Below are 26,280 nucleotides of genomic sequence, written 5' to 3'. Positions count from 1 at the left end.
TTTATTGATGGTCAAAAAGTAGGAAGGATAGTAGAGGTAAGCTCCGGTAAGGGAAGAATAAACACCTTTGGTCTTGAAGCAATTCCCAAGGATGGAGACAGGAGCAAATCCATATTCATCGACATAACCAAAAAAGGCGGTCATGTACTCTGGATGCTGGATCCAAGGGTCATAGAAGAAAAGAAACTTACGGATGAGCAAGCTATAGAGAAGGCGAAAAAATTTCTTAAAGAACAAGGCTTTGGGAATCTGACAAATACCTATCATTATAAGAATGATAATACAATAACTGTCACCTTTGTAGCTGTAGAAGGCGATGGCGTGCTGGTATATCCGGACCAGATGAAGGTAAAAATTGCCTTGGATAATGGAGATATAGTGGGTTTTGATGCCTACCCATACCTGATGTCTCACCATGAGAGAAAAATACCAAAGCCATCCATAACAGAAGCCCAGGCAAGAGAAAAGGTGAATAAAAAAATTGAGATAAACAGGGTTAAGCTTGCCATTATACCGCTGCCCGGGGATAAAGAACAGCTCTGCTATGAATTCAAAGGCACATACAATGGAAACGACTACTTTGTCTATATAAATGCAGAAAATGGCAACGAAGAAAACATACTGCGCATAATCAAAGAAGAAAACGGCATCCTCACCCAGTGAGCCACTAGGGGCAGTCCTTTGTGGCTCACATGAACTACGCGTTGTGAATCCTGAGAAGTACCTTAATTTCAAAGGCTAGAAGTTTAGAAAAAAATACAAAAATTTGTCTGTGTAAAAGCGAAAAAAATACACACAATATTATTACAGCCTAAAAAAATAGGAGGTGCGGCCATGAGCAGAAGAGGCCTTATGTCCGAGCAGCTTAAGTATGAAATCGCTAGAGAACTTGGAGTAGACCATATCGTGAGCACGCAAGGCTGGGGTGGAGTCTCTTCGAGAGACTGTGGTAACATCGTAGCAAAAGCTATAGAAATTGCCAATAGAAATGTTGGCGGACAATAACATTTAAAGGAAAATAGGCGGTGAGATTTCTCACCGTCTATTATAATGAAAAATATATTCAGTATAATATGATCCTGTGATATAATATTTACAAATCTTCTAACTAAAGAAACGACCGGTTTAGAATTTAGGGCAGTTTGGCATGGCTAGACTGCCTTTCTTTTAAGGAAGGATGATACAAATGCCACAAAGCATAGTAAAACTAAAGGGAAATACATACTACATAGACAGTGCTGTAAACATAGGCTTAATAAGCGATGATAAGGGTAATACCATAATAATTGATACAGGCCTGGATGATGACATGGGAAGAAAAATATTAAAGTTCATGGGTGAGCAAAATCTTATACCATCAGCAATAATAAACACCCACTCCCACGCAGATCACTGCGGAGGAAACAGCTTTATAACAAAAAGGACAGGTATACCTGTATATGCCTCATATTTCGAGAAGCAACTGATAGAATGTCCTCTTCTTGAACCTTTTTACCTTTTCTCAGCCAGCCCTCTTAAAGATATGAAAAATAAATTTCTAATGGCAAAGGAAAGCACCGTAAATCATATTATAAAAGAAGGAGAAGCCACAATCCAGGGAACAACCCTTGATATTGTTTCCTTATCCGGTCATTCGCCGGGGATGATAGGCATTGCTTCAAAAGATGGTGTACTCTTTGTAGGAGATGCTTTCTTTTCAAAATATATATTAGATAAGCATAGGTTGGCATATTTTACTGATATAAAAAATACCCTCAATACTCTTGAATATTTGAAGGGCTTACAGTATGATTATTTTGTTCCCAGCCACGGAGATGTGCTGGAGGATCCAATACCTACCATAGAAGCCAATATGGAGAGGATAAATGAAATAGCAGACAATATATTGAGTTATTGCAGTGAACCCAGATCCAGGGAGGAAATCACCGCATACATGATAGAACGCTATAAAGTCAAACTAAATATAGGCCAATATTATTTGACCTCATCAACAGTATCTGCATTCCTGTCCTATATGACTGATGAAGGAATGCTGAAGGCAGATATTATACAAAATAATTTAAAATGGATAAGGGTTTAAAGAAACGAAAGGATATGATATACATGGCGAGAGCATTAGCATTGATGTCCGGAGGATTGGACAGCGTATTGGCAGCGAAGATTATTGCAGATCAAGGCATTGAAGTCACAGGGCTTTGTTTCAAGTCAGCCTTCTTCGGAAGCAAAAACGCAGAGAAAATGGCGGCTCAAATAGGAATACCTCTCAAAGTAGTGGATTTTACCGATGAGCATTTAGCCATGACCAAAAAGCCAAAGCATGGCTATGGCAAGAATATGAACCCTTGCATAGACTGTCATGCAATGATGCTGAACTATGCAGGCAAGATAATGGAAGAGGAAGGCTATGATTTTCTAGTCACAGGAGAAGTTTTGAATCAAAGGCCTATGTCCCAGAACTATAAATCACTGGAGATTGTAAAAGAAGAATCAGGCTACGAGGATAAGATCCTGAGACCTCTGAGCGCACTAAACCTTCCCCCTACCCAAATGGAGCTCAGCGGGATGGTGGACAGAAGCAAGCTTTTAGGCTTCAACGGCAAGACAAGGAAACCTCAAATGGCTTTGGCTGAAAAACTAGGGATCGTTGAATATCCAAGCCCTGCAGGAGGATGCAGTCTGACAGAGCCTAATTTCGCTGCCAGACTAAAGGATTTGTATGAACATGACAAGGAAAATGCGGATGCCCATGATGTAAGACTTCTGAGAGTAGGAAGGCATTTCCGCCTCACTGACAAGGCAAAAGCCATAAGCACAAGAAACGAAGAAGAATATAAAGTCTTAAGAGAGCTCATCACAGATGACATGCTGATATTTGACACTGCAGAATACAGCGGCTCCACAGTTGTGCTTAAAACCTCAAAAGGTCATAAAGCTTCAAAAGATGAGATAGAGCTGGCTGCAGCCATAGCAGCCCGTTACAGCAAAGCCAGAGATGAAGAATCAGTATTGGTGAAATACAAGAAGCAAAAAGATAGTGAGTATGAATTTGTAAGAGTAAAACCGGCAGATGATGGAGAATTGAAAAATATGATGCTGTAATGTGGAGGTAATTATGGACAAACGACCTATTGGTGTATTTGACTCAGGAATAGGCGGACTGACAGTAGTGAAGGAAATAATGGAGGTTCTGCCTGATGAAGATATAATATATTTTGGAGACACAGCTAGAGTGCCTTATGGAAGCAAATCAAAGGAGACTGTCATCAAATATACTTTTCAATGCATAAGATTCTTGCTGGAAAAGGGAGTTAAGGCTATAGTCATAGCCTGCAACACTGCCAGTGCAGCCAGCCTGGATGTGGTTCAGCAAAGCTTTGATTTGCCCATAGTGGGAGTGGTGGAGCCAGGAGCTGTTACTGCCTGCAATGTGACGAAAAGCAAAAAAATAGGCATAATAGGTACAGAAGGAACTGTCTCCAGCGGAGCCTATGAGAGGGCTATATACAATATAGACAACAGTGTGAAAATGAAACTTAAAGCCTGCCCCTTGTTTGTGCCTATTGCGGAAGAAGGATGGCAGGATACGGATATAGCCAAACTTACCGCTGAAAGATATCTGGGAGACTTTCGAAACAGCGATATAGATGCACTGGTGATGGCCTGTACCCACTACCCTCTCCTGGAAAAAACCATAGGAAAAGTGGTGGGGAAAGATATACGACTGGTGAACCCTGCATATGAGACAGCTAAGGTGCTGGAGAAGATGATAAACTCCAACGGTCTGAAAAATGAAAGACCACACAAGGCTGAATACAAATACTACGCCAGCGACAATCCGGTAAAGTTTAAAAAAGTAGGCGAAAACTTCCTAAGCAAACCTATCGGATGGGTGGAGAAGATAGATATAGAGAAGTACTAGGGTATTCCTCTATAGTCTTGTTACGTGCTGCGTGGCCTAGGGTGATCCTCTAGGGTCCTGGCACGTGACGCGAGTATTTAAGTATTCCTCTGGGGTCTTGGTTGCGGCACGCGTCCCGAGTCCCGTATCACGAGTCACGAATCGTGACCCCGAAGTCCTACCCTAATACTAGAAGCCAGAGATATACTGAAGCTGTCATCTTGAACCTCATACATGTCATCCTGAGCGCAGCGAAGGATCTGGGACCCAGATGAAATACCTGGGCCCTAGCGTAGTAGGGAACGGTTCATAACCGTTCCGTGACCCTAGAGCCTCACCCTAATGCCAGCAGCCAGAGGCTAGAAGCTAGAAGCCACTAATATATAAATTTAAGTGTTTTTAGTAGTTTCAAATGCAAAATCTATGTTATAATAATATGGGCAGGTAGTGATACCTGCTAATTCTAGACCCTATGTGCCGAATAATTGGCAAAGGAAATGTTGAAAAATGTGGAGGTGGGTGACGATGATAGACTCTCTCTTCAAGGAAAATATTGAGGAAATATTGGACCACATAGATGATGGCATACATATCGTCGATAGCTCAGGCAGAATCATATATTATAATAAGTTTGCTGCAGAGTTGGACGCTATAAACCCGGAAGAGGCCATAGGCCGTCATATACTCGAAATATACCCATCCCTTACAGCCGAAACCAGTACAATATTGCAAGTCATAAAAAACGGTAACCCTATATTAAATCATCAGCAATCTTTCAGAAATTATAGAGGACAGGTAATAACAACACTAAACACTACCATCCCAATCAGATCAGGAAGAAAGATAATCGGAGCCGTAGAGATATCCAAAGATATAACTGAAGTAAAAAAATTGTCAGAAAGGGTTGTAGATTTACAGGCAGAACTCTTGAAAGAAGCTCGACCCCAGAGAAAAAAAGATAGCAGCGGAGCCATATATAACTTTGCTGATATAATAGGAATTACAGAAGTCATGCTTAAACTAAAAAAAGATGCTCTATCTGTTTCAAACTCCCCATCTCCTGTAATGGTCTATGGTGAAACGGGCACAGGCAAGGAACTTCTCGTTCATGCCATACACAATGCCAGCCCAAGGCGTAACAAACCTTTTATCGCCCAAAACTGTGCAGCCATACCTGATACATTGCTGGAAAGTATACTATTTGGAACTGTCAAAGGAAGCTTCACAGGTGCCGAAAACAGACCCGGTCTGTTTGAACTGGCCAATGGAGGTACTCTATTTCTTGATGAGGTAAACTCCATGTCCACAAACCTTCAGGCTAAGCTTCTGAGAGTGCTTCAGGACGGCAATGTAAGGAGGGTAGGAGACACTAAGGTCACCCATGTGGATGTAAGGATCATGACAGCCATAGGCACAGATCCCAGAGAAGCCTTGGCAAATAGGAGCATTAGAGATGATCTTTTCTATAGACTTAGCGTAATATCTCTGAGGATGCCGCCTCTTAGGGAGAGATATGAAGACATACCTGTATTGGCTGAGTTCTTTATAGAAAAGTACAATAAAATACTGGGTAAGAATATCAAAGGGATAACCCAAAGCGCTATGGATTTCTTTATGTCATATCCGTGGTACGGGAATGTAAGGGAATTGGAGCATGCCATAGAAGGAGCCATGAATATGGCAGATGGAAATGAGATAACACCTAAGTCGCTGCCTCACTATCTTCAGGACACCTATGTTAAAAATAAGTCAAAGTTAAAGAAAGCTGAGATAAAGCCCCTCACAGAGACTATCAACAAAGTTGAGAGTATCATGATTCAAAGAGCCATGCAAAAAACCGGCGGTAATATTACCAGAGCCGCGGAGATCCTCGAAATTCCCCGGCAAACCTTACAATACAAGATAAATAAATACGATATCAAGATATAGAGCCTAAAATTCGGCGATATAAAAGGAGCAAATGAGCTAAACATAGCTATTTGCCCTTTTTTTGATATGGCATATTTCTTGCAATGTTTAATTTTTGAAAAAATAAATAATGAATATTCAAGTTAAAAAATTAACGATGTTAGGAGGAGTATTATGCTAAAAGGATGCAAATATGGTACACACAGGGTTATTGAACCCAAGGGAGTGCTACCCCAGCCTGCCAAAAGAATAGACAACAACATGGATGTACTTTATGACAATGAAATTCTTATAAATGTTCAGACTCTGAATATAGATTCAGCCAGCTTCACACAGATAGAGGAGCAGGCTGGCGGCGATGAAGCAAAAATCGCAGAAATCATGAAAGGCATTGTAGCAGAGAGAGGCAAGCACCAGAATCCAGTTACAGGCTCCGGCGGAATGCTCATAGGTACAGTAGAAAAGATAGGAGAAGCTTTGGAAGGCAAGACAGATTTAAAGGTTGGCGACAAAATCGCTACTCTGGTTTCTCTTTCATTGACACCTCTTCGTATAGACAAGATTAAAGAAATCAGAAAAGAGATAGACCAGGTTGACATAGAAGGAAAAGCAATACTATTCGAAAGCGGAATATATGCTAAGATTCCTGCAGATTTACCTGAAAAGCTTGTACTATCAGCTCTGGATGTTGCAGGTGCACCAGCCCAGGTTGCAAGACTTGTAAAACCAGGCGACACTGTGCTTATCATTGGTGCAGGCGGCAAATCCGGAATGCTTTGCTGCTATGAAGCCAAAAAGAGAGCAGGAGTTACAGGCAAAGTTATAGGCCTATGCCATAGCCAGAAGAGCACAGAAAGACTTAAAAAACTTGGCTTCTGCGATGTAGTATTCTCAGCTAATGCTCAAATTCCTACAGAAGTGATGAATAAGGTTGCAGAACTGACAAATGGAGAAATGGCTGATATAACCATCAACAACGTAAATGTACCTGATACAGAAATGACAAGCATACTCTGCACAAAGAATACCGGATTGGTATACTTCTTCAGCATGGCTACCAGCTTTACAAAGGCAGCTTTGGGAGCAGAAGGTATAGGCAGCGATGTTACAATGATAATAGGCAATGGCTATACAAAGGGCCATGCAGATATAACTCTCCAGATACTCAGAGAATCAGAAGCTATAAGAAACATATTCACAGAGCTTTATGCATAATTGAACTATGAACTAAGAGTGAGCCAACGGGGACGGTTGGACCTGGCTCACAATGGGCTAATGGGGATACCAAACACCATGTAGGGAGCGGTTCATAACCGCTCCGTGCCCCAAGCCACCCGCAACCCGCAACCCGAATCACGGGTCACGAGTCAGGACGGAATAGAATTACCCTAGGCAACGCTACCGATTAAATATATATAGGAGGTTTGATTCATGAGACATTATAATGAAATAGAACTATGGAAAGATGTTACTCCAGAACAATGGAATGATTGGAAATGGCAGGTTACTAACAGAATCACAACTGTCGAGCAACTAAAGAAGGTTATAAACATCACTCCGGAAGAAGAAGAGGGAATCAATAAATGCCTTAAGACATTGAGAATGGCTATCACACCTTATTATGCATCCCTCATGGATCCTGATGATCCTAATTGCCCAATAAGAAAACAGGCGGTTCCAACAAATTTTGAACTTCACAAGGCTGAAGCAGATCAACTGGACCCTCTCCACGAAGATGAAGACTCACCAACACCAGGACTCACCCACAGATATCCTGACAGAGTTCTTTTGCTTATCACAGACCAATGCTCCATGTACTGCAGACACTGCACCAGAAGAAGATTTGCAGGACAGCATGACGATGCACAGCCAATGGAAAAAATAGATAAGGCTATCGAATACATCAGAAATACACCGGAAGTAAGAGACGTATTGCTTTCTGGTGGCGATTGCCTATTGGTAAGAGACGAAACACTGGAATACATCATTAAAAAACTTAGAGAAATTCCTCATGTTGAAATAGTAAGGCTTGGTTCAAGAACACCTGTAGTTATGCCTCAGAGAATTACTCCTGAACTAGTAAACATGTTGAAAAAATATCATCCTATCTGGTTGAACACTCATTTCAACCATCCAAAGGAAGTTACTCCAGAAACTATTAAGGCCTGTGCAATGCTGGCTGATGCAGGCATACCTCTAGGAAATCAATCCGTTCTTTTAAGAGGTGTAAACGACTGCGTTCATATCCAGAGAGACCTTGTTCACAAACTTGTAAAGATGAGAGTAAGACCATATTATATCTATCAGTGTGACTTGTCCTTTGGTATAGAACATTTCAGAACAACTGTTTCAAAGGGTATAGAAATAATAGAAGGCTTGAGAGGCCATACATCAGGATTCTGCGTGCCTACATTTGTTGTTGACGCTCCCGGTGGCGGCGGAAAGACACCTGTAATGCCTCAGTATGTAGTATCCCAGAGCAAGAAGAAAGTAATACTGAGAAACTTCGAAGGTGTGGTAACCACATACACAGAACCTGAATATATTGAAGAACCATGCAACTGCCCTGTATGCAAGAAGGAAAAAGAAGACAAACTCAGCGGTGTAGCTGGACTGCTCCAAGGCAATGCATTAAACCTTGAACCAACAGAAATGCTAAGAAAAGAAAGAGCAAAAAAGAGACAAAAATAAACGGGACACCAGGAACAGCCTGTCATCCTGAGCGCAGCGTTGTAGGGAACGGTTCATAACCGTTCCGTGACCCTAGCGCGCTACCCTAATGCACGAGCCACGAGTCAGGACGGAATAGGAATACCCCAGGCAACGCAGCACGTAACAACATAATATAAGGAGAACAACATGAAACTTATAGATCTTATCTACCCAAACAATAGAATAGTTTCCATAGTGGGCACTAGCAAAAATGCAGGCAAAACCGTAACACTAAACGAAATCATCCTCCAGGCTGGAGATAAGGGTATACCTATCGCCCTTATCTCCACCGGCAGAGACGGTGAAAGACGTGATGTGCTTACAGAGACGGAGAAACCGCCTGTTTTTGTACACAGGGGAACCATAATAACCACTGTGGAAAATGCAATAAAACCTGAGTATGCAGGCATAGAGATATACTCTGTAACCGATTACAACACACCCATGGGGCGGGTGGTCATTGGACGGGTTGTTGAAGATGGATATGTGGAGATATCCGGGCCCTATTCATCCCGAACCATAAAGGGCATGTGTGAAGAAATGATGACCTTCGGAGCAGAGCTGGTCCTCATAGACGGATCCTTAGACAGGCGAGCCTCGGCAGCGCCCTTCGTCTCCGACGGCACCATACTGGCTACAGGAGCAGCCTTAGCCAGATCTCAGGATTTGGTCATAGATAAGACAATGCATATAATAAACACATATTCAATACCTCAGGTAGACAGAGGCGAGATTCGAGACTTGGCAGAGAGCATAATCGAAGAGGGCAGAACCGGACTCATAAATGAGGATCTATCCATAACCTATGTGGACACTCTTACATCTTTGAGAAGCGGTAGCCTTATAGCCCAAGCCCTCACAGAAGACACAAGATATGTGGTGCTCTCCGGGTCAGCCACTGTGGATACCCTGAAGGATATTGTGCAAAATAAAAAGAGCGAAATAACCATTCTCGTGAAGGATGGAACCCGTGTTTTCATCCCTCAAAGAGAGCTTCATCTGCTGCAAAAAATGGGTCTTAACCTCAATGTAGTAGATGCAATAAATATTATTGCGGTTACAGTAAACCCTTATTCCCCCGAAGGCTATTATTTCGACTCTGCAGCCTTCCTGGAAAACATGAGAAAAGCAATACCTGATATCCCAGTGTATGATGTGATGCAAGGGGGAGATGGTTATGGATATTAATAAGAGGACATTTAAAGTCCTTGATATAGATAGGGTGCTTGGTGATCTGCACCCTATAACCCCTTTTGGTATCAAGCTCAAAAGCCTTATGAAGCCTTACAACAGGGAAGAAGAAGAGGCACTTAGGGAAGAATTAGACAGAGTGGAAAAGATAAGAGAGCTTGTAGATACCCAAAGAGCGGTTTTTGTTGAAATCAGAACCCATATGAGAGGAATAAAAGATATAAGAAAATCAGTAGAAAGATGTATGGAAGGCGGGGTTTTGAACTCTGTAGAGTTTTTTGAGTTAAAAAACCTTATATCCATCACGCGCTCAATTTCCCAGAGTCAATCAGCCCTTCATTGGAAAATTCCCGAAAAGTTCAAGATTCATGTTATGGAAGAAGTAGAAAAGCTTTTGGATCCTGAAAACAGCGGCTTAAAAACCTTCTATATCTATGACTGCTACTCTGAAGCTTTACGAGATCTGAGGGCTGAAAGAGCAAAGGCAGAACATAGCTTGGAAGAAATGAAGAAGGAAAAAGCCAGGGAGATAGAAGCAGAGACAGGCTTGAAGCTTAGAACTACGGGAGATATAACCATAAGCAGGAATCAGACGGATGTGATAAAAAAGCTTATGGAATATCCAAAGCTCCAGGTTTTTTCAGAAACATATATCAATATTACATTCAAAGTGAGACCAGATGAACCAATGGCTCAGCTGATGAAGGAGATAGAAAACCTGAAAGAAAAGGAAGCCTTGGAGGAAATGAAGGTTCTGGAGGAACTTTCCCAAAAAGTTGCTTCTCTGGGACAGGCCATACTGAGAAACATTGATGCCATAGGAAATTTTGACTTGCTGATTGCCAAAGCTTATCTGGCTATTGCCATGAACGCAGTGAAGCCCATCATATCTAAGGACATATGCTGCACCATAAAAATGGGCAGACATCCGGTGGTGGAAGCAGGTCTGAAGAGGAAAGGCAAGACTTTCACACCTATAAGTGTAAATCTCCAAAGGGGTGTGGCAGTGATCACAGGAGCAAATATGGGAGGAAAAACTGTTTCGTTGAAGCTCATAGGCCTTCTGGCAGCAATGATGCAATACGGACTTTTCGTCCCTGCTGAATACATGAAAGCAAGCCTCTGGGACTTCATTTTCATATCAGCAGGAGATGAGCAATCCCTTGACTCAGGACTCTCCACCTTTGGTGCCGAGATGCAGGGAATTAAGGAAATGTTGGATATGTCCGACCAACAGGGCTTGATCCTCATAGATGAACTGGCAAGAGGAACAAATCCGAGAGAAGGTTATGCCATATCCTACGGAATCATAAGTTATCTATTGAAAAAACCCTGCATAACCATAATCACTACTCACTTTGACGGCTTGGTGAGAGAAGGAGTGAAACACCTTCAGGTTAAAGGACTGAGAAATGTGGACTATGGCAAGCTGGGCAATCCGGATGTTATATCCCAATATATGGACTATACACTGATTGAAATAGTGGGCAACACAGGGGTACCCAAAGACGCTATAAACATCTCCCGCCTCATAGGCGTACCTGAGGAGATACTCAAAGAAGCAGAAAATATCTTAGAAAACTGAGAAGCACCGGGGACGGTTCTTTTTGCTTCCACGATTGGGCTACTATGCAGGGAATGGTTCATAACCGCTCTGCATAACGCGTGCCCCGCGCCAGAACCCAAAAGGAATACCATAGTTTTTAGAGACTAGCGACCAGCGACTAGTGACTGACCCCAAAGGAATACCCAGAAAAAATAACACGCGTCACGTATCAGGACGGAAAAGGAATCCCTTGGGCAACGCAGCGCGTGTCAAGACCCAATAGGAATACCCATAAGCATAGAATAAGGAGGTAAAACATGAAAAGCAAGTTGAACCTTGATCAAAGCTTGATCGATAGAGCTAGAAACTCTGCCAGAAATATAGCAGAGGAAGTTCAAAGATTTGTGGATCAACATACCACTGTTGCAGTGGAGAGAACTATTCTCAGGCTCTATGGAGTTGATGGCACTGATGAAATAGGCACTCCACTTCCCAATATAGTAGTAGATAATCTGAAAAAAGCCGGCGGACTATCTACCGGTATTGCATATTTTATGGCAAATGCAGTTCTCAATACAGGACTGACTCCTCAGGAAATAGCTGAAAAAATAGCAGCAGGAGAACTGGATATTACCAAGCTTCCCTTGAAACCTGAAGCGGAGATAAAGGCCAAAGCAGAAGAAATGGCTTTGGCAGCCGTTGAAAGAGTAAGAAAGAACAGGGAGAAAAGAGACGAGTACCTGTCAACCATAGGAGAAGGTCCAAAGCCTTATCTGTATGTAATCGTTGCTACAGGAAATATCTACGAAGATGTGGTACAGGCACAGGCTGCAGCCAGACAGGGTGCAGATGTCATAGCGGTTATAAGGACCACAGGTCAGAGTCTTTTGGATTATGTGCCCTATGGAGCTACTACAGAAGGTTTCGGCGGAACCTATGCTACCCAGGAAAACTTCAGGATCATGAGAAAGGCATTGGATGAAGTGGGAGAAGAAGTAGGCAGATACATCAGACTCTGCAACTACTGCTCCGGACTCTGTATGCCTGAGATAGCTGCTATGGGTGCATTGGAAAGACTGGATGTAATGCTAAACGATGCCCTATATGGTATTCTTTTCAGAGATATAAACATGCAGAGAACCTTTGTTGACCAATTCTTCTCAAGGACCATAAACGGCTTTGCCGGAGTTATCATAAATACTGGAGAGGACAACTACCTCACCACTGCCGATGCAGTAGAAGAAGCCCATACTGTGCTGGCTTCTCAGTTCATGAATGAGCAATTGGCACTGAAAGCCGGAATACCAGAAGAACAAATGGGTATAGGCCATGCCTTTGAAATGGATCCATCCATAGAAAACGGCTTCCTCATGGAGCTGGCTCAAGCTCAGATGGCAAGAGAGATCTTCCCCAAGGCTCCATTGAAATACATGCCTCCTACAAAGTTTATGACAGGAAATATTTTCAAAGGTCATCTCCAGGATGCACTCTTTAACATGATATCCATTTGGACTCATCAGGGCATACAGCTTCTGGGCATGATGACAGAAGCGATACACACACCTTTCATGTCCGATAGAGCTCTGTCAATAGAAAATGCAAAATACATCTTCAACAACATGAGAAATATCGGCGATGAAGTAGAGTTCAAAGAAGGCGGAATAATCCAGACAAGAGCAGCAGAAGTGCTTCAGAAAGCTGCCGACATGTTGGCAGATATAGAAGAAGAAGGACTTTTTGCAACAATAGAACAGGGCAAATTTGGCGGTGTAAAAAGAAGCAGAACCGGAGGAAAGGGCTTGGATGGCGTTGTTGTAAAAGACGACAAGTACATGAATCCCTTTATTCCATTGATGCTGAATCGATAGCCGAGAGGAGGTAGTGAAATGAGTTCAGGTTTATATTCTACCAGCAAAAGAGATTTTAATACCACTTTTGACCCTACCAGGGTTAAACCTTATGGTGACACCATGAATGACGGTAAGGTGCAGCTCAGCTTTACACTGCCCATCGAGGCTGACGAAGTGGGAAAAGAAGCTGCAAGGCTATACGCCATGAAGATGGGTCTTGAAGAGCCAAATGTGGTTTTGGCTCAGGATATGGGAGTTGGCTATGCATTTTTCGTAGTATATGGCAGCTGCATACACACCATAGACATAACCAATATAAAGGTTACGAAAGTTGAATCCACCACCATGTCCATGGAAGAAACAGATCAATACATCAAGGACAATATTGGAAGGAAACTGGTTGTTATAGGTGCATCAACAGGTACAGATGCTCATACCGTAGGCATAGATGCAATAATGAACATGAAGGGATATGCTGGACACTATGGTCTTGAAAGATATGAGATGATAGAAGCCTATAACCTAGGCAGTCAGGTAACCAATGAGGAATTTATACAAAAAGCTGTTGAGCTCAATGCAGATGCCCTTTTGGTATCTCAGACAGTAACCCAGAAAAACGTACACATACAAAACCTAACTAACCTAATCGAACTTCTGGAAGCTGAAGGCTTAAGAGACAGATTCATCGTCTGCTGCGGCGGACCCAGAATATCTCATGAGCTAGCCAAAGAACTGGGCTACGATGCAGGCTTCGGGTCCGGCACCTACGCAGACGATGTAGCCTCCTTCGTAGCAGAAGAAATAGTTCGACGCAAATAAAAATGAGTCACCGGTTCTCGGTGGCTTTTTTTTCGACAAAGACATCCATATGCTATGACGTTTGAAGAGAAAGCCTTTCTTCCATATTTTCATTTATGATATAATAAAACTAGTATATGGAAAGGATTTTTTTATGCCGCGTCGTCCATGAATTCTGAGTTCTACCGGTATATATCATGCGATGATGAGAGGTATCAACTTTATGAAATCCTATCAATTAACAAGAATATAATATATAAAGCATAGTAACCGCAGGGGTGATTTATATAGTTATAAAAATAAGCAATGATGCTGCAGAATATATAAAGCAAAATAGTCAAGACAATTCAATCATACTGCACATGGCAAAATGCGGAGCTGGGTGAAGGGCAGTAACGCAACCCATTGTTAAGATGGGTAAGCCTGAACTGACACAGAGTTTTTCTCAATACAACATCGATGGTATAAATGTATATGTGGCCCAAACCATCAAGCCCCACAGAACAGGGATTAAAATTTATCTTAAAAAAATACTCTGGATAAAAGATTTAGCGGTAGACGGGGTATATATGGATTTGTAGGGAAGGCAAGATAATAATAGAAGTGCCAGTATGTGCAGATTCTCAAATTGACAATAAAATGCTAAAAGATGTGAAACTGCCGGAGAATTGTCTAATTGTAAGTATAAAAAGAGGCAACAAAGAAGTTATTCCAAGGGGGAATACAACTCTGCTTTCCGGAGATATTTTGATTCTCCTGGTGAATGAGAATCAAGAAGCTTCAATAAAGGATAGTCTTATGGAAATGTGCGGGAAACCAATGATTTGATAATATAAAAAGGACAGCTCGGGACAAAAAGAACCGTCCCTGCTGTCCTTAAATATTTCCTGACTATAGCAGATTCTGTATCTCATAGGATTCATATTTTTCTGCAAGCCATGTCTCATAAACTTCTGGCAGCTTCTGATCTGTCAGAGCTTTTATAACTTCTTCCTTGCTTTCTTCATAGGTAGCTTCTTTTGCAGCTTTCTTATCTTCTACCTTTATTATATGGTATCCAAAATCAGTCTTCACTGGATCGCTTATCTTGCCTATTTCCAACGAAAAAGCTGCATCCTCAAATTCCTTTACCATCTGTCCTCTTGGGAAGAAACCAAGATCTCCGCCGTTGTTTTTGTTGCTGTCATCTGTTGAATACTCTTTAGCCAGTTCAGCAAAATCTCCACCAGCGTCCAGCTTGCTTTTTACCTCCAAAGCCTTTTCTTCAGTGTCAACTAAAATATGCCTTGCCTTAACCTGCTCTTCCTCATCGAAGTCAGCCTTGTTCTCTTCAAAATATGTTTTCATCTCTTCTTCTGTTATCTCGACTTTAGGTGCCAAAAGCTTTTCAACAATTATGCTTTTTCTAACATCGCTTCTAATGGCATCCATTGAATAGCCATAAGCAGTTATTGCCTGTTCAAAATTGGATACACCACCATATGCAGCAGCAGCTTTTTCGATTTCTGCATCTACCTCTGAATCCTCAACCACTACATTCTGAGCTTTAGCTTCCATCTCAACGATTTTTTCTGAAATCATATAATCAAGAGCCTGTTGCCCGCTTTGGCTTACCATGAAGTTGTATAATTCATCCTTTGTGATTTTTTCACTGCCTACCTTGGCAACAATTTCCTGACCTCCAGTTCTGCTATTAAAATAAATAGCCTCTGCTAATACCAATAGGATCAATATACCTATTATAATAGCATAAATGTTATTTCCCTTTATTGGTTTTGACACAATCCTCCACACCTTTCTAATTATCTCTTTTGCCTCATCTAGTGTTCAACTCTTAAGTTGAAACAATATAAAACAAACTATTAATATTTTACTACATTATTATTAACTAAACATTAACTTTCTGTGAATTATTTTTGAGCCATCGGTGTCTTTACTAGGCAGGATCAATGGCTGTGGGCGGGGCACATTATTATTGTTGTTAAATAGTACCTATAATATAGCCACTTATTTGGAATTCATTATAAAGGTTTACTGAAAATATCTGAAGAAGTATTAAGCAATATATCAATGAAGAAGTTTTGGAGGGATTGTTTTGAAGCAAGCATTAGAAGGCATTAAGGTTTTGGATCTGACAAGAGTTCTTTCAGGGCCTTATGCGACAATGATTTTGGCAGATATGGGAGCTGATGTAATAAAATTGGAACAGCCAGGAAAGGGTGATGATTCCAGACAGTTTGGTCCTTATGTAGAAGGAGAAAGCGCTTATTTTATGAGCCTTAACAGAAATAAGAGAAGCTTTACCATGAACCTGAAAAAGCCAGAAGCAAAAGAGCTCTTTTTAGAAATGATAAAAAAAGTTGATATTGTTGTGGAAAATTTCAGACCTGGTACTATGGAGAAACTGGGATTGGGATATGAAGTATTAAAAGAAGCCAATCCAAAAATCATATACGCTGCCTGCTCAGGCTTTGGCCACAGCGGACCCTATAGCAAAAGAGCTGCTTACGATGCAGTTGTACAGGCTATGGGAGGATTGATGAGCATTACAGGTCAAAAGGATGGAGAGCCTACAAGGGTAGGAACATCAATAGGAGACATTGTAGCAGGATTATTTACAGCCATAGGTATATTGGCAGCTCTAAACTATAGAAAAGAAACCGGCATCGGACAAAAAGTAGATGTGGCAATGCTTGATTGCCAGGTGGCTATATTGGAAAATGCTATTTCAAGATATGTGGTTACAGGAAATGTTCCAAAGCCTGAAGGCAACAGACATCCATCTATAGTTCCCTTTGAACCATTCGATGCTAAGGATGGTAAAGTTATGGTAGCAGTTGGAAATGACGTATTGTGGGAAAAGTTCTGTTATGCCATAGAAGCAGAGGAACTGCTTGAAGTAGAAGAATATAAGACCAATCCATCAAGAAATGAGCATTATGAAGAATTAAGGCCGAAAATTGCAGAAAAGATGACGAAGAAAACAGTTAAGGAATGGCTGGATATATTAGAAAATGCAGGTGTGCCAAACGGTCCTATAAATACAGTGGATAAAGTGCTTGAAGATCCTCAGGTTCTGGCACGAAATATGATTGTAGAAGTAGAACATGAAGTTGCTGGAAAGCTTAAAATCCCGGGAGTACCTATTAAGATGAGTGAAACTCAAGGAGAGGTCAAGAAAGCAGCCCCAGTTCTGGGTAATGACACTGATGAGATAATATCTGAGCTATTGGGAATGAACAATGAAGAAATAGAACAACTAAAACAAAAGGGAATATTATAAAAAGTTAATAAGCTAGATTCTACTCTAAGGGTTTATCAATGTGTGCCGATTTAACCTCCCAATTATAACCCTTAGAGTTTTTTTGTCGAAATATACACTAATACTGCGATGATAAAATATGGTATAATTTAATCAAACCCAATCGGGAGGGATGGCATGATTAAAAAAGTTGACCATATAGGCATAGCATTGGATAATATAGAGGAATTTGGAACATTTCTAAAAGATGTATTAGGCGTTTCTATGAAGGATATAGAGGAAATACCTCATCGCAAACTTAGAGTTGTCTTCTATCCCATAGGAGATACAGATCTAGAGCTTCTGGAGGAAACAGGAGAAGAAACCACTATATCTGACTTTTTAACTACTAAAGGAAATGGTTATCAACACTTAGCTTTTGAAGTAGAGGACATTGACAAAATGGTTCAGTATATGAGAAGCAAGGCTATAGATTTTATAGAAAAAGAACCTCAAATGGGAGCAAGAAATAGGAAGATTATATTCATAAAGCCTGAATATACCGATGGAGTACTTATGGAATTGTGTCAATGTATTAAAAATGAATAATTGATTGGTAAAAGTTTGGGTAGCGTTTTAGCTATCCTTTTTTTTATATATAAAACAATAACAAGTTGTGTATCAAATGTTCATAACCACATACCAAAGGAAATAGGGCGCAAAAATTGAATTTTTTATATGAATCAAAGTTAAACAATTAACTAATTCAATGAATCTACTTGACATATGAACAAGGAGGTAAACAGATGTTAATCAAAACTGTAATCAGACATGGCGAGTACTATGATTCAGTTAAGCTAATGATTGCCACTAAAGAATTGTCTGAGTTTGAAGGTATAAAAGAAGCCGCAATTCTCATGGGCAGCGACCTCAATAAAGAGGTTCTCAAAAGAACTGGACTTCTCACACCGGAATCAGAAGCGGCAGTTCCAGAGGATTTGATCATAGCTATAAGCTCTGAATCCCAAGATGCCATTGACAAAGCCCTTGATGCGGTAGATGGTTTGCTAAATAAACATGGTGGTGGGGATGATGAAAATGAATACAGACCAAAATCTTTCGACTCCGCTATGAAAACCATGCCTGGTCTTAATTTCTGTATAATTTCTGTACCAGGAAAATACGCAAAAAGAGAGGCTATGAAAGCTCTTAAAAATGACATGCATGTTTTGCTTTTCAGCGACAATGTTACAAAAGAAGAAGAACTTGAGCTGAAAACCTATGCAAGGGATAATGGCTTACTTCTTATGGGTCCTGACTGCGGTACTGCAATGATCAATAATGTTCCCTTAGGCTTTGCAAACAAGATAAGAAAGGGAAACATTGGATTGGTTGGGGCTGCAGGTACAGGTATGCAAGAAGTGATGGTGTTGGTTCACAAATTAGGGGGAGGAATATCTCAGGCTATAGGCACCGGGGGGAGAGATTTATCAGTAGAAATCGGTGGAATTACAATGCTCCAAGGCATAGAAGCTCTTAATGAAGATCCTGACACTAAAGTAATAGTAGTTATCTCAAAACCACCGGCAGAGGAAATATCGGATAAAATGTTATCCTACATTAAAGAAAATGTAAAAAAACCTGTGGTGATAAACTTTATAGGGGGAGACAAGAAAAAGGTGGAAGCCATAGGAAAGATAGGTGCAACAACACTGGAAGAGGCAGCAGTAGAAGCTGTCAAGATTGCAGAGGCAGGCCTTTCCTCAGGTTTTAAAATTGAAACCGATGAAGAACTAAAGGCTATAGCAGAGAGAGAAGCTAAACTTATAAAGCCAGGACAAAAATACCTGAGAGGCTTATACAGTGGCGGCACATTATGCTATGAAAGCATGCTGGTTTTAAGAGACTATATTGGTGATGTTTATTCAAATACACCATTAAACAAAACCATGAAATTAGAAGATGCAACCAACACTACAGGAAACTGCTGTATAGATTATGGTGACGATCAATTTACAGTAGGCAGAGCTCATCCCATGATAGATACAACGCTTAGAGAAGAAGAGTTTATGAAAGAAATTCAAAAAGATGATGTAGCTGTAATAATACTGGATGTCGTAATCGGCTATGGTACTCATAGCGATCCGGCGGGTGTTTTTGCAAAAAGAATTAAACAAGCTAAAGACATATTTGCGCAAAATGGAAGACATGTGCCAATAATATGCTATATCTGTGGTACTGATGAAGATCCCCAAAACTGGGCTATGCAGAAATCAAAACTGGAAGAAGCAGGAGCCATCATAGTAAATACAAATGCGAAAGCATCTAAATTGGCTGGCATGATAATAAATGAGCTATAATGGGGGGGTAGCAGGATGAAAAAAGTCAACGATATATTTGGCAAGGAACTCAAAGTCCTAAATATCGGACTGGAACAATTCTACGAAGACCTAAAATCACAAGATATCAAAGCAATTCAAATGGATTGGAGACCTCCGGCTGGAGGGGACAGCGAAGCTGCAGATCTATTGGCAGCACTACTAGGTTAAAACCCGTGCATACGGTTAATTATAGGAGGGATAAATAAATGGATAGAAAACTAGCTAATGAAGAAGCGTTAAAACGCTTACAAGACTCAGAAGTTTATTTAGTAGGAGCTGGGAAGGCAATAGATGTTGTTCCCGGTATGAAGAAAAATCTTATATTGCACGCTGGACCACCTGTTACTTGGGAAAAAATGTGTGGACCAATGCAAGGTGCAGTTATAGGAGCCCTTATTTATGAAGGTATGGCAAAAGATGAAGAATCAGCTAGAAAATTAGCTGCCAGTGGCGAAATCGAGTTTGAACCAAACCATCATCATCAATCAGTTTGCCCTATGGCAGGTGTGATGTCAGCTTCAATGCCTGTTTTCATAATGGAGAACAAGAAATACGGTAATTTTTCATATACAAATATGAATGAAGGCCTGGGAAAATGCTTGAGGTTTGGCGCTTTTGGAGATTCTGTAATAGAAAGACTTCATTGGATGGAAGACGAAATGTATCCAGTACTTAAGGAAGCAATAGAACTTTCCGGAGGCATCGATTGGAAGGCATTGGTTATTCAAGCTCTTCAAATGGGCGATGACTGCCATAACAGAAACAGAGCTGCAACTGCAATGTTTGCTAAAATTATTGGTCAATACTTGAGCAAAGTCAACGCAGACAAAGAAAAGATATCCAAAGTATTTGAATTCATCAATGGCAATGAGCACTTTACCATAAATATAACAATGGCTATGTGCAAAGCTATTACAGATGCAGCACATAACATACCTGGCAGTACAATAGTTACAGCTATGGCCAGAAACGGAGTGGAATTCGGAATAAGAGTCAGCGGCCTTGGTGATGAATGGTTCACAGCACCTGCTAATACACCTAAAGGATTATTCTTCCCTGGTTTCACCCAAGAAGATGCAAATCCTGACATTGGCGACAGTACAATAACAGAAACTACAGGTATTGGTGGATTTGCAATGGCTGGTGCTCCTGCAATAGTAGCTTTTGTTGGAGGAACTTACAAAGACGCTGTTAACTTTACACTAGAAATGTATGAAATCACTGGAGCAGAAAACAAGAACTTCAAGATACCTACCCTTGATTTCAGAGGCACCCCAACAGGTATTGATGTAGTAAAGGTATTAGAAACAGGTCTTGTACCTAGGATCAATACAGGCATGGCTCACAAGGAGCCTGGAGTTGGTCAAGTGGGCGCTGGTTTGGTAACTGCTCCTATGGAATGCTTCAAGAAAGCTGCCAGATATATGGTAGAAAAGGGACTGAATAAATAGCACAAGGAAGTATTAACAAAAACAGCACAGACAATTTGTTAAGCAGCAACAAAGGTTTTAAACCAGAAAAATTGAAACTTATAATTGTCACAAAAATGACAAAGCTCAAAAAAATTTTTATTCTTAAAAAATTTTATAAGATATGGAGGTATATTCAATGAAACTTTATGACTTATCACAACCTTTAAATGCTGATGTTCAATTCTGGCCATTTTACCCACCTTTTGAAGCTAAGTACTTCAAAAGAAAACCTGAGCACGGAGTTAACGCTCAGTATATCTCAACATCAAACCACATTGGAACTCACTTGGACGCACAAAGACATTTCATAACAGATGGTATGACAATTGACCAGATTCCATTGGAATGGTTATACGGCCCTGGAGTTATTGTTGACTTAAGAGACGAAATGTATGATTTAGCAGTATATACTCCAGAAATGATAGAAAAAAGAGTAGAAGTAAAAGAAGGCGACATCCTAGTTCTTCATACAGGATGGTATAAATATGCTACATTCGGATCTGAGCCTGACGAAGAAAGATACATCCACTTACATCCAGGAGCACATCCTGATATGGTAGACTGGTTAATTAAGAAGAAAATCAAATTATGGTGTGTAGACGCAGTATCAACTGACCATCCGATGAATCTACCCATAGGAAGATTCTTAGGAAAAGGTACTTTCGGACAATGTGACAGAGTAAGAGCTATAGCTGAAAAGAACCTAGGCGGCAAAGAAGTAGTCGATAAACTATTCCCTGTTGAAGATTATCAGTTAACTCACAATGCATTGTTCAAACATGACTGTATCCATGCAGAAAACCTTGGCGGACAAATTGGAGCTCCTGAACTTCAAAACAAGAGAGTTACAATAGGATGCTTCCCATGGAACTTTAAAGGTGGAGAAGCTGCATTCTGCAGAGTAGTGGCATTTGTTGAAGACTAATAATTTAACAATATGTGACTAGGGATAGGGACGGTTTCTTTGAAGAATTGCTGATTGCTATAGACTGAAATAATCTGGAATAAAGAATAGTAACAACAATCAGTGATTGTTAGAAACTGTCCCTTATTTATAAAATTTGTTTGAGGTGTAGATATGAAAGAAACAGTTATCGCGGGTGTACAAATAGCTATTGAACCTAATAATGTAAAAAAGAATATAGAAAAAGTAGTAAAATGGCTCAATAAAGCTGCAGAAGAGTACAATCCCGATCTTATAATTTTTCCTGAAACTATTACTACAGGTTTCGCAACAGGATTGTCTAAAGAAGAATTATGGGATTTGGTAGATACTGTTCCTGCAATAAGCGAAGAAGTAAGTAAAGCTGCACAAAAAAATAAAGTTCATGTCGTATTTCCTACATACACAAGAGGTGAAAAGATGGGAGATGTATATAACTCCAGTATACTCATAGGCTCTAACGGTGACATTATAGGAGTTTACAACAAGACTCACATTTACCCGGCAGAAAGAGAATGGGCATTGCCGGGAGAAACTGCAGATGTATATGATACACCATTTGCAAAGGTCGGAATGATAATTTGTTATGATGGTGATTATCCAGAGTTGAGTCGTATATTGGCCATGAAGGGTGCTGAGATAATCGTAAGACCTTCTGCACTTTTAAGAAGCTTTGAAATATGGAAACTTACAAATGCAGCAAGAGCCTATGATAATCATGTATATTTAGCCGGTATAAATGCAACAGGACCTGACGCTACAGGAACATACTATTTTGGTAACAGTATGATAGTAAGCCCTATAGCCCAGCAACTGGCTTTGGCAACAGCAGGCGAAACCATAATATCCGCAAAGCTGGATCCGGATCCGCTGAAATATATGAGTTATGGCATCAGAAAACCTATGATATTTAACCATTTGGAAGACAGAAATATAAAAGTATACGAAGGAATTGTTAAAGATGTAAAAAGCCAATTTCCTGTTAGTGGCAGGTATATAAAAGAATAAATGAAGGAGGCTTATATATGTCTAATCCTGAACTAAATACAAATACTGTTTTCGATCCCCAGGAACAACCAGTATGGGAAGAAAATCCTCGAATAGTAAAACCTATTTTAGGAATTGAAGATAAGCCAAAAACATGGTGGGAAAGCTTACTATATGGATGGCAGCATACTTTGGTAGACATTTCACCATTCGTATTGCCATTGTTAGTTGCAACAGCCGCAGGCTTAGGCCCTGAAGAAGGTGCAGCATGGGTTAACAGAGGACTGTTTGCCATGGGTATTGCTACCTTGATAATGACAACATTTGGTAATAAACTTCCAATTATACAAGGTCCTTCAGCTACAGTTACAGGAGCATTGACTTCTGTTGCAAGCATATATGGTTTACAAGCACTATGGGGTGCTATATTTGTAGGTGCTATAGTAGAATTTTTAGTTGGAGTCTCAAAAGTACTAGGTGTTCTTAGAAAAATATTCCCTGTAATAGTTTCAGGTATAGTTGTTATTAGCATTGGTTTCTCACTTGGCAGAACAGCGGTAGGCTGGATGGTAGGCGATGGCTCAATTACTAACTTCATACTTGCCGCTGCAGTTATAATTTGTATATACATACTTCAATTTGCTACTAAAAACATTGCAGGAGGAATCATATCAAGAGGTTCAATATTCTTCTCCATATGGATAGTTGGAGTTGGCTTAGCAGGAATTATGGGCCAGGTTGATTGGTCAATTGTTGCCTCTAAACCTTGGTTTGCATTCCCGGGCTTCTTCCCTTATGGTGGACCAGGCTTCGGATGGAAGTTCGTAGGAGGAGCTATCATAGGTGTACTTGTTGGATATCTTGGATCCATGGTTGAATCAATCGGTGATTACGCAGCAACCTGCGCAGTAAGTGGAGAGATCTATAAAGTTAAACATATGAACAAAGGTATTGCAGCAGAAGGTATTGGTTGTCTCATTGCAAGTATTTTTGGAGGTATTCCTTGTACAAGCTATACTCAAAACATCGGTATAATAGCAACTACTAAAATTGCATCAAGATTTGTTGTTAAAGTTTCAGCCTGCATATTGATGCTTTACGGATTAAGCCCCAAATTTGGTGCTTTGCTGGTTGCTATTCCAAGAAGTGTTATAGGTGCTGTATTCGTAATAGTATGCGGATCAATCGCAATGTCTGGTATACAGCTTGTAGGATCGGCTAAACCTACAACAGCCAACTCATATATAGTTGGAACAACACTTATGCTTGCAATAGGGCTTCCTGTTTACTGTCAATATGTGGTAGGAGATTGGACAGCCACCCTATCTCCATTGCTAAGGCTTTTCCTTACAAATACAGTTGTTATAGCAGTTATTGTGGGTATTATACTTAATCTTTTGTTGAATGTAGCTTTTAAAGGCGAACAAGAAGAAGTAGAGGAATAAAATAATAATACTAATACCCCTTGGCAAAAGGAAAGAAATAATGCATTTCTTTCCTTTTGTATTTCCGATAACTTCAATCTATATAAAATGTCAAAAAAAGGCGAAATATGTTGCCTAATTTCTTAAAATTCATTAAACTATAATTGTGACATAATAACAAATATAAGGATTAAGAGGTGGCAGTGTATGTATGGAACTACATTAAGAGAAATACTTGAAAAAGAAGAACTAAAAGGAGTAAAAGTTATAGCAGGCAAAAAAGGATTGGACAGAGTTGTAACTAATGTTAATATAATGGAGGTTCCGGATATTGAAAAATGGGTAAAACCTGGAGAATTGCTGTTTACCACAGGATATGCAATAAAAGATGACTATAATGCTTTAAATAGATTGATACCCTTTCTTGATAAAAAGAAGTTAGCCGGTTTAGGTATAAAGCCTAAAAGGTATCTTGCAGGCTATACCGAGCAAATGATAAACACTGCAGAGGCTTTAGATTTTCCAATTATTGAATTCCCACAACACATGTCTTATTCTGATTTGATACAACCTATCTTAGGATATATAACCAATCGACAAGCAAAAGTTTTGCAGAAAATAGAATATGCCAACAATAGGCTTATGGATATTATGGTAAATTACAATGATTTGGACAAGATAGTTGATGCAGTTGCAGACCTTGTAAAAAATCCCGTAGTAATAGAAGATATGAACAGCAATATATTAGCAAGCAGCATAACAGATGAAATAAGGGACAACATGGGAATAATGAAAAAACAAGGTGAAGATACTACCCCCGTTAAACTCCCTATAATTGCTCTCAACAATACCCTCGGATACTTGAAATGCTATGAACTAAACGGCAGAATATCCAAAACAGATATGAGCACTCTTGAAAGAGCAACATCTATTGTAGCTCTGGATTTTCTAAATAGAGAAAAGATAAAAGACATAGTAAGACATTATAAGGATCAGTTCTTGATAGAGTTGACTAGTGGAAGTATTACAGATGTAAAGCAGATTATTCAAAGGTCCAGGTATTTTAATTGGGATTTGGAAAAAGAATATTCGGTATTGATTTTAGATTGTAATGTGAATTCCTATGATATACCTGGAATAAACAATTACCAAGAATTTATCACAAAAATGTATGATATAGCCCAAAATGCAATAGAAGCCTTTGATAAGAAACCTGTAATGGGTATCGTAGGCTCATACATTGTTATGCTTTTACCGGTTAAGAACTTGTCTATTTTTTACTCTAAAGATTATAAAGAATCACTTCTTAAATTCGGCAGCTTCCTTTCTAAAGAATATGCAAAACTTAAACTTGATGTTTTGGTTAATATAGGTATAGGGAAACCTTATAATAATCCTACTAATATATGTGATAGTTTTAATGAAGCCAAAAAGTCACTTAAAATAAGCAAAGTTATTTATAGCAAAAAAAATGTTATATATTACGAGGATCTAGGTATATTCCAGCTATTTCAAGAAATTAACAAAGATGGTGTGGACTTTATCACCAGCATAGTGAAACCTTTAATTGAGTATGATGAAAAGAAGGATAGCAATCTATTAGAAACACTAGAAGCTTATTTCAACTGCAATGGAAACATAAAGCAAGTGTCTCAAAAGATGTACATTCACTATAATACTGCCATATACAGAATTGATCAGATTCAAAAACTGCTTAACGTAGATCTTAATAATCCTGATGACAGGCTGAATGTAGAAATAGCATTAAAGCTGAGAAACTACATAGGATAAAAGGACACCGGTGTCCTTTTTTTATATTCATATATCCTTAAAACAATGGTACAATTATCTAAAATGGGAAGTAAGGGGGTTGAAATATGGACTATAATCAGATCCTGGAAAACGCCAGAAAGAATATGGGAGGCAGAT

General features: G+C 39.9%; 24 protein-coding genes. 23 read left to right on the top strand and 1 reads right to left on the bottom strand.

The features are described from left to right. The 14 genes from ACESM9_RS06965 to ACESM9_RS06900 all read left to right on the top strand — a co-directional run. On the top strand, positions 1-663 hold a 663-nt coding region (locus ACESM9_RS06965), incomplete at its 5' end, for a PepSY1/2 domain-containing protein (protein WP_372996660.1). 171 nt (positions 664-834) lie between these two features. Then, on the top strand, positions 835-1,005 hold the full coding sequence (locus tag ACESM9_RS06960) for a small, acid-soluble spore protein, alpha/beta type (protein ID WP_372996658.1): 171 nt from the start codon (positions 835-837) through the stop codon (positions 1,003-1,005). Between the two features lie 181 nt (positions 1,006-1,186). Next, positions 1,187-2,080, top strand: a complete 894-nt coding sequence (locus ACESM9_RS06955) for an MBL fold metallo-hydrolase (protein WP_372996656.1) — start codon at positions 1,187-1,189, stop codon at positions 2,078-2,080. A 23-nt stretch (positions 2,081-2,103) separates the two neighbouring features. Then, the gene (locus ACESM9_RS06950; protein WP_372996664.1) at positions 2,104-3,099 is read left to right on the top strand and encodes a tRNA 4-thiouridine(8) synthase ThiI; all 996 of its coding nucleotides are present in this window, start codon (positions 2,104-2,106) and stop codon (positions 3,097-3,099) included. Between the two features lie 13 nt (positions 3,100-3,112). Next, positions 3,113-3,919 carry a glutamate racemase gene (murI, locus tag ACESM9_RS06945; protein WP_372996654.1) on the top strand — a complete coding sequence of 269 codons (807 nt, stop codon included), beginning with the start codon at positions 3,113-3,115 and terminating at the stop codon, positions 3,917-3,919. A gap of 504 nt (positions 3,920-4,423) precedes the next feature. Beyond that, on the top strand, positions 4,424-5,827 hold the full coding sequence (locus ACESM9_RS06940) for a sigma-54 interaction domain-containing protein (protein WP_372996652.1): 1,404 nt from the start codon (positions 4,424-4,426) through the stop codon (positions 5,825-5,827). A gap of 153 nt (positions 5,828-5,980) precedes the next feature. Further along, positions 5,981-7,021 carry a zinc-binding dehydrogenase gene (locus ACESM9_RS06935; protein WP_372996650.1) on the top strand — a complete coding sequence of 347 codons (1,041 nt, stop codon included), beginning with the start codon at positions 5,981-5,983 and terminating at the stop codon, positions 7,019-7,021. 216 nt (positions 7,022-7,237) lie between these two features. Then, positions 7,238-8,497 (top strand): lysine 2,3-aminomutase, encoded by a 1,260-nt coding sequence (ablA, locus tag ACESM9_RS06930; RefSeq protein ID WP_372996648.1) that lies wholly within the window; start codon positions 7,238-7,240, stop codon positions 8,495-8,497. 168 nt (positions 8,498-8,665) lie between these two features. Beyond that, entirely contained in the window at positions 8,666-9,706 is a 1,041-nt protein-coding gene (locus ACESM9_RS06925; RefSeq protein WP_372996646.1) for a hypothetical protein, read from the top strand. Then, a complete protein-coding gene (locus ACESM9_RS06920; protein ID WP_372996644.1) occupies positions 9,696-11,294 on the top strand; it encodes a MutS-related protein in 1,599 nt (532 codons plus the stop codon). The genes ACESM9_RS06925 and ACESM9_RS06920 overlap by 11 nt, the downstream gene beginning before the upstream one ends. Positions 11,295-11,572: 278 nt before the next feature. Next, complete coding sequence (locus tag ACESM9_RS06915; protein ID WP_372996642.1) at positions 11,573-13,123, top strand: lysine 5,6-aminomutase subunit alpha; 1,551 nt, start codon at positions 11,573-11,575, stop codon at positions 13,121-13,123. An 18-nt stretch (positions 13,124-13,141) separates the two neighbouring features. Further along, positions 13,142-13,924 (top strand): OAM dimerization domain-containing protein, encoded by a 783-nt coding sequence (locus ACESM9_RS06910; RefSeq protein ID WP_372996640.1) that lies wholly within the window; start codon positions 13,142-13,144, stop codon positions 13,922-13,924. Positions 13,925-14,190: 266 nt separating this feature from the next. Next, positions 14,191-14,484, top strand: a complete 294-nt coding sequence (locus ACESM9_RS06905; RefSeq protein ID WP_372996662.1) for a CC/Se motif family (seleno)protein — start codon at positions 14,191-14,193, stop codon at positions 14,482-14,484. 22 nt (positions 14,485-14,506) lie between these two features. Further along, positions 14,507-14,731, top strand: coding sequence for a TrkA C-terminal domain-containing protein (locus ACESM9_RS06900; protein ID WP_372996638.1), 225 nt, complete (start codon positions 14,507-14,509; stop codon positions 14,729-14,731). Positions 14,732-14,794: 63 nt separating this feature from the next. Here ACESM9_RS06900 and ACESM9_RS06895 read toward each other — a convergent pair whose 3' ends face one another. Next, complete coding sequence (locus tag ACESM9_RS06895; RefSeq protein ID WP_372996636.1) at positions 14,795-15,685, bottom strand: peptidylprolyl isomerase; 891 nt, start codon at positions 15,683-15,685, stop codon at positions 14,795-14,797. A gap of 313 nt (positions 15,686-15,998) precedes the next feature. Here ACESM9_RS06895 and ACESM9_RS06890 point away from each other — a divergent pair, with 313 nt between their 5' ends. The 9 genes from ACESM9_RS06890 to ACESM9_RS06850 all read left to right on the top strand — a co-directional run bounded on the left by ACESM9_RS06890 (position 15,999) and on the right by ACESM9_RS06850 (position 26,142). Beyond that, the gene (locus ACESM9_RS06890) at positions 15,999-17,186 is read left to right on the top strand and encodes a CaiB/BaiF CoA transferase family protein (protein ID WP_372996634.1); all 1,188 of its coding nucleotides are present in this window, start codon (positions 15,999-16,001) and stop codon (positions 17,184-17,186) included. A gap of 156 nt (positions 17,187-17,342) precedes the next feature. Then, positions 17,343-17,753, top strand: a complete 411-nt coding sequence (mce, locus tag ACESM9_RS06885; protein WP_372996632.1) for a methylmalonyl-CoA epimerase — start codon at positions 17,343-17,345, stop codon at positions 17,751-17,753. A 197-nt stretch (positions 17,754-17,950) separates the two neighbouring features. Further along, a complete protein-coding gene (gene fdrA, locus ACESM9_RS06880; protein ID WP_372996630.1) occupies positions 17,951-19,504 on the top strand; it encodes an acyl-CoA synthetase FdrA in 1,554 nt (517 codons plus the stop codon). 15 nt (positions 19,505-19,519) lie between these two features. Then, on the top strand, positions 19,520-19,693 hold the full coding sequence (locus ACESM9_RS06875) for a fdrA domain protein (RefSeq protein WP_372996628.1): 174 nt from the start codon (positions 19,520-19,522) through the stop codon (positions 19,691-19,693). A 38-nt stretch (positions 19,694-19,731) separates the two neighbouring features. After that, positions 19,732-20,976 carry a DUF1116 domain-containing protein gene (locus ACESM9_RS06870; RefSeq protein ID WP_372996626.1) on the top strand — a complete coding sequence of 415 codons (1,245 nt, stop codon included), beginning with the start codon at positions 19,732-19,734 and terminating at the stop codon, positions 20,974-20,976. 157 nt (positions 20,977-21,133) lie between these two features. Beyond that, the gene (locus ACESM9_RS06865) at positions 21,134-21,922 is read left to right on the top strand and encodes a cyclase family protein (protein WP_372996624.1); all 789 of its coding nucleotides are present in this window, start codon (positions 21,134-21,136) and stop codon (positions 21,920-21,922) included. 153 nt (positions 21,923-22,075) lie between these two features. After that, positions 22,076-22,948: a carbon-nitrogen hydrolase family protein gene (locus ACESM9_RS06860; protein ID WP_372996622.1), complete on the top strand. Its 873-nt coding sequence runs from the start codon at positions 22,076-22,078 to the stop codon at positions 22,946-22,948. Between the two features lie 17 nt (positions 22,949-22,965). After that, positions 22,966-24,372, top strand: a complete 1,407-nt coding sequence (locus ACESM9_RS06855; protein WP_372996620.1) for a uracil-xanthine permease family protein — start codon at positions 22,966-22,968, stop codon at positions 24,370-24,372. A 186-nt stretch (positions 24,373-24,558) separates the two neighbouring features. After that, positions 24,559-26,142 (top strand): PucR family transcriptional regulator, encoded by a 1,584-nt coding sequence (locus ACESM9_RS06850; protein ID WP_372996618.1) that lies wholly within the window; start codon positions 24,559-24,561, stop codon positions 26,140-26,142. Positions 26,143-26,280: the final 138 nt, after the last annotated feature.

It is taken from the genome of Lutispora sp. (assembly GCF_041687175.1).
GTDB lineage: Bacteria > Bacillota > Clostridia > Lutisporales > Lutisporaceae > Lutispora.
Note: the sequence above shows the minus strand (reverse complement) of the source record. Positions and strands in the feature narration are given on the sequence as shown.